The organism is Streptococcus sp. GMD3S, assembly GCF_000298695.2.
GTDB lineage: Bacteria > Bacillota > Bacilli > Lactobacillales > Streptococcaceae > Streptococcus.
In genome coordinates this window covers 1-5,313 of sequence record NZ_AJRC02000033.1, presented here as the reverse complement: position 1 = coordinate 5,313, position 5,313 = coordinate 1, and the positions used below count along the sequence as shown (strand labels likewise).

Sequence of the window (5,313 nt, the reverse complement as noted above, 5' to 3'; positions counted from 1 at the left end):
GGGGGTGGGTACCAAGCTGATTACGGCCTATGACCAGCCAGCCCTTGGAGCGGTTTATAAGATTGTAGCTATCGAAGATGAAACTGGTCATATGCGCAACACCATCAAGCTTTCAAGCAATGCTGAAAAAGTGTCGACACCAGGTAAGAAGCAGGTATGGCGCATTACTAGTCGTGAAAAAGGTAAGTCAGAAGGTGACTACATCACCTATGACGGTGTAGATGTTGCCAGCATGACAGAAATCAAAATGTTCCATCCGACCTATACTTACATTAAGAAGACCGTTCGAAACTTTGATGCTGTTCCTCTCTTGGTGGACATCTTCAAAGCAGGGAAATTAGTTTACAATTTGCCTAGTTTGACTGAGATTAAGGCCTATGCTCGCAAGGAATTTGACAAACTTTGGGATGAGTACAAGCGCGTGCTCAATCCGCAGCACTATCCAGTGGACTTGGCGCGTGATATTTGGCAAGATAAGATGGACTTGATTGATAAGATGCGCAAAGAAGCCCTTGGTGAAGGAGAAGAAGAATGAGTTTGCAAGAGACCATTATCCAGCAACTGGGCGTCAAACCAGTGATTGATGCCCAGGAAGAAATCCGTCGTTCAATTGATTTCTTAAAGAGATACTTGAAAAAACACCCCTTCCTTAAAACCTTTGTACTAGGGATTTCTGGAGGACAAGACTCAACTTTAGCAGGGCGCTTGGCGCAATTAGCTATGGAAGAAATGCGAGCAGAGACAGGAGATAACAGCTACCAATTTATCGCTGTCCGCCTGCCCTATGGCGTGCAAGCTGATGAAGCAGATGCTCAAAAAGCCCTTGATTTCATCCAACCAGATGTCAGTCTAGTTGTAAATATCAAGGAATCAGCTGATGCTATGACAGCTGCAGTCGAAGCGACAGGAAGTCCTGTTTCAGACTTCAACAAGGGAAATATCAAGGCGCGTAGTCGTATGATTGCTCAATATGCCCTTGCGGGTGCCCATAGCGGAGCGGTCATTGGAACAGACCATGCTGCGGAAAATATCACAGGCTTTTTTACCAAGTTTGGTGACGGTGGTGCAGATATTCTCCCTCTTTACCGCCTCAATAAACGTCAAGGGAAACAACTCTTGAAGGAGCTTGGTGCAGACCCAGCACTTTATGAAAAAATCCCAACAGCAGACCTAGAAGAAGACAAACCTGGACTTGCTGACGAAGTTGCACTTGGAGTCACATACAATGAAATTGATGACTACCTTGAAGGCAAAACAATCAGTCCAGAAGCCCAAGCGACTATCGAAAACTGGTGGTATAAAGGCCAACACAAACGCCACCTACCAATTACCGTATTTGATGACTTTTGGGAGTAAAAAGGTCCGGGGGACCTTTTTACCCTGAGCCTAGAAATAAGAAAGCGAAGATGGTCCGGGGACTTTTTTAGCTTGAGCCTTAAGCTTAGAAAGCGAGGTAACATTATGAAAGCAATCGGTACGCAAATATTACAGACAGAACGTTTGATCTTGAGAAGATTTGTGGAGAGTGATGCGGAAGCCATGTTTCAAAATTGGGCTTCGTCTGCTGAGAATCTGACCTATGTCACCTGGGATCCTCATCCTGATGTTGAGGTGACTCGGAATTCGATTCGAAATTGGGTTGCATCCTATACCAATCCCAACTATTACAAATGGGCTATTTGTCTCAAAGAAAACCCTGAGCAAGTGATAGGAGATATCAGCATCGTAGAGATGAATGAGAAAGATTCAAGTTGTGAAATTGGCTATATTTTAGGAAAAAACTATTGGGGTCGTGGTATGATGACGGAGGCCTTGAAAGCTGTGTTAGACTTTTGTTTTACTCAAGCAGGCTTTCAAAAGGTCAGAGCTCGTTACGCCAGTCTTAACCCAGCTTCAGGCCGTGTGATGGAGAAAGCTGGAATGTCCTATCTAAAAACTATTGCCAATGGTGTGGAGAGAAAAGACTACGTTGCGGATCTTATTTATTACCAGATAAGTAGGGAAGACAGGTGATTTCTTTTCTGTTTCTATCAAAGTCAGACCTTGTCTGGCTTTTTTTGTGCCAGATTTCTGAATAAACTGATTAAATTCCTATTTTTCCCTATCATTGCCCCTGTTTTTTCTGGAGTTTTGGAGCTATAATAGTCCTATCAAATCAAAGAATGGAGGAAGGCAATGGACAATGTAATCTTTTTTATCAGTGTTTTTCTTGCTGGAATTCTTTCCTTCTTTTCTCCTTGTATTTTACCCTTGTTGCCTGTCTATGCGGGGGTCTTACTTGATGACAAAGATGGTTCTCAGGTTTCCAGCGGAAAATTTTCAATCTCAGTCGTTAGTCTATTGCGAACTCTGGCCTTTATAGCAGGGATTTCTTTTATCTTTATCTTACTGGGTTATGGAGCTGGTTTTTTAGGCAATTTACTGTATGCTTCTTGGTTTCAGTATGTGACGGGTGCGGTTATCATTCTCTTGGGCTTGCACCAGATGGAAGTCTTACATTTCCAAGGACTTTACAAGGAAAGAAGGCTACAATTAAAGAGACAGGGGTAAAAGGGTAACGGCTATAGTCAGGCATTTTTACTGGGGTTAACCTTTAGTTTTGCTTGGACGCCATGTGTGGGGCCAGTTCTGGGCTCTGTTTTGGCCTTGGCGGCTTCAGGTGGTTCAGGAGCTTGGCAGGGTGCTGGTCTCATGTTGGTTTACACGCTGGGTTTGGCGCTACCATTTTTAGTTCTAGCTCTCGCCTCCAGCTATGTTTTGAAACATTTCCGAAAACTTCATCCCTACCTCGGGACCCTCAAAAAAGTGGGTGGTTTCCTCATTATCGTGATGGGAATCTTGGTGCTTTTGGGAAATGCTTCCATTTTGACTACATTATTTGAATAGAGAGGAAAAAGAAATGAAAAAATGGCAAACATGTCTCCTTGGAGTAGGCTCCATCTGTTGCTTGGCAGCTTGTTCGGCTAAAAACATGTCAGACGAATCAACTATGAAGGAGCAATCCAAAACAGAACAAGTCAGCTCGCAAACTGCGACTAAAGGTCAGGCAGTCGCTGATTTTGAACTAACAGGAGTAGATGGCAAGACCTATCGCTTGTCTGATTACAAAGGCAAGAAAGTCTATCTTAAATTCTGGGCTTCTTGGTGTTCTATCTGTTTAGCCAGTCTTCCAGATACGGATGAAATCGCTAAGGATGCAGGTGATGACTATGTGGTCTTGACAGTGGTGTCTCCTGGTCACAAAGGAGAACAAGCGGAAACAGACTTTAAGAACTGGTACAAGGGATTGGATTATAAAAATTTACCGGTTTTAATTGATCCGTCAGGCAAACTTTTGGAAAGTTATGGTGTTCGTTCTTACCCGACTCAAGCCTTTATAGACAAGGAAGGCAAGCTGGTCAAAACGCAACCAGGTTTTATGGATAAGGATATGATTTTAAAGACATTGAAAGAAATGGGGTAGAGAAAGACTATGAATGATAAAGTAAAATTGTTTGTCTTGGCAGGGGTCATTCTCCTAGTCCTAACCGGTTTCTATTTTCTATTGATGCGAAATACAGGGCAGACAGATAGCTCGCAAATTGAGAAAGCATCCGTTAGCCAAGGAGGAAAAACAGTGAAAAAAACAGAAGTGAGTAAAGACGCAGACTTGCACGAAATTTATCTAGCTGGGGGATGTTTCTGGGGAGTGGAGGAATACTTCTCACGCGTTCCCGGAGTGACAGATGCCGTTTCAGGCTATGCAAATGGTAGAGGGGAAACAACCAAGTACGAATTGATTAACCAAACAGGACATGCAGAGACTGTCCATGTTACCTATGATGCCAATCAAATTTCCCTCAAAGAAATCCTGCTTCATTACTTCCGCATTATCAATCCAACCAGCAAAAATAAACAAGGAAATGATGTGGGAACCCAGTATCGTACCGGCGTATATTACACAGATGACAAGGATTTGGAGGTAATCAACCAAGTCTTTGATGAAGTTGCTAAAAAATATGACCAACCTCTGGCAGTTGAAAAGGAAAACTTGAAGAATTTTGTGGTGGCGGAGGATTATCACCAAGACTACCTCAAGAAAAATCCAAATGGCTACTGTCATATCAATGTCAATCAGGCTGCCTATCCCGTCATCGATGCCAGCAAATATCCTAAACCAAGCGATGAGGAATTGAAAAAGACCTTGTCACCTGAGGAGTATGCAGTTACCCAGAAAAATCAAACAGAACGAGCTTTTTCAAACCGATACTGGGATAAATTTGAATCTGGTATATATGTGGATGTCGCAACTGGCGAACCCCTCTTTTCATCAAAGGACAAGTTTGAGTCTGGTTGTGGTTGGCCTAGTTTCACCCAACCCATCAGTCCAGATGTTGCTACCTACAAGGAAGATAAGTCCTACAATATGACGCGCATGGAAGTGAGAAGCCGAGTTGGAGATTCTCACCTTGGCCATGTCTTTACAGATGGGCCTCAGGACAAGGGTGGCTTACGCTACTGTATCAATAGTCTCTCTATCCGCTTTATTCCCAAAGACCAAATGGCAGAAAAAGGCTATGCCTATTTACTAGATTATGTCGATTAAGAAGTCTTTCCTAAGCAGTTAGAGGAGAATTTTGCTATACTGATACTAGTAAGTGATAAAGGAGCAGGGCATGACCTACACAATCTTAATCGTAGAAGATGAGTATCTGGTAAGACAAGGCTTGACCAAGCTGGTCAATGTAGCAGCCTACGATATGGAAATCATCGGTCAGGCTGAAAATGGAAGGCAGGCTTGGGACTTGATTCAAAAGCAGGTGCCAGATATCATTTTAACCGATATCAATATGCCTCAGCTAAATGGCATCCAGTTGGCCAGTCTGGTACGAGAAACCTATCCTCAGGTGCATCTGGTATTTTTGACGGGTTACGATGATTTTGATTATGCCTTGTCTGCTGTCAAACTCGGTGTAGATGATTACCTGCTCAAACCCTTTTCGCGTCAGGATATTGAGGAAATGTTAGGGAAAATCAAGCAAAAACTAGACAAGGAAGAAAAAGAAGAGCAGCTACAAGATTTATTAACTGATAAGTTTGAGGGAAATCTGGCCCAGAAAATCCAGTCCCATCTGGCTGACAGTCAGTTTAGTTTGAAGTCTTTGGCCAGTGAATTGGGCTTTAGTCCGACTTATCTGAGCTCCTTGATTAAGAAAGAGTTGGGTCTACCTTTTCAGGATTACCTGGTGAGAGAGCGTGTCAAACAAGCCAAGCTCTTTCTTCTGACCACGGATTTAAAGATTTACCAGATAGCTGAAAAGGTTGGTTTTGAAG

5 protein-coding genes and 2 pseudogenes are annotated in these 5,313 nt (G+C 43.0%); all 7 read left to right on the top strand.

Going from position 1 to position 5,313, the window contains the following annotated elements; translation table 11 throughout:
- Positions 1-535 (top strand): annotated as a pseudogene (locus GMD3S_RS0209310) (nicotinate phosphoribosyltransferase); the annotation flags it as partial.
- On the top strand, positions 532-1,356 hold the full coding sequence (nadE, locus tag GMD3S_RS0209305; protein ID WP_000058066.1) for an ammonia-dependent NAD(+) synthetase: 825 nt from the start codon (positions 532-534) through the stop codon (positions 1,354-1,356). The pseudogene GMD3S_RS0209310 and the gene nadE, both read left to right, overlap by 4 nt.
- Before the next feature lie 105 nt (positions 1,357-1,461).
- On the top strand, positions 1,462-2,013 hold the full coding sequence (locus GMD3S_RS0209300) for a GNAT family N-acetyltransferase (RefSeq protein WP_000643816.1): 552 nt from the start codon (positions 1,462-1,464) through the stop codon (positions 2,011-2,013).
- Positions 2,014-2,175: 162 nt separating this feature from the next.
- Positions 2,176-2,886 (top strand): annotated as a pseudogene (gene ccdA2, locus GMD3S_RS10475) (thiol-disulfide oxidoreductase-associated membrane protein CcdA2).
- A 13-nt stretch (positions 2,887-2,899) separates the two neighbouring features.
- A complete protein-coding gene (locus GMD3S_RS0209290; RefSeq protein ID WP_000759254.1) occupies positions 2,900-3,463 on the top strand; it encodes a redoxin family protein in 564 nt (187 codons plus the stop codon).
- 9 nt (positions 3,464-3,472) lie between these two features.
- The gene (gene msrB, locus GMD3S_RS0209285; protein WP_000998593.1) at positions 3,473-4,585 is read left to right on the top strand and encodes a peptide-methionine (R)-S-oxide reductase MsrB; all 1,113 of its coding nucleotides are present in this window, start codon (positions 3,473-3,475) and stop codon (positions 4,583-4,585) included.
- A gap of 70 nt (positions 4,586-4,655) precedes the next feature.
- On the top strand, positions 4,656-5,313 hold a 658-nt coding region (locus GMD3S_RS0209280), incomplete at its 3' end, for a response regulator transcription factor (protein WP_025173001.1).

What these genes read in the sequence shown, in the direction of transcription:
- GMD3S_RS0209300 (WP_000643816.1), top strand. Translation starts at nt 1,462, where the DNA reads ATGAAAGCAATCGGTACGCAAATATTACAGACAGAACGTTTGATCTTG.
- msrB (WP_000998593.1), top strand. Translation starts at nt 3,473, where the DNA reads ATGAATGATAAAGTAAAATTGTTTGTCTTGGCAGGGGTCATTCTCCTA.
- nadE (WP_000058066.1), top strand. Translation starts at nt 532, where the DNA reads ATGAGTTTGCAAGAGACCATTATCCAGCAACTGGGCGTCAAACCAGTG.
- GMD3S_RS0209290 (WP_000759254.1), top strand. Translation starts at nt 2,900, where the DNA reads ATGAAAAAATGGCAAACATGTCTCCTTGGAGTAGGCTCCATCTGTTGC.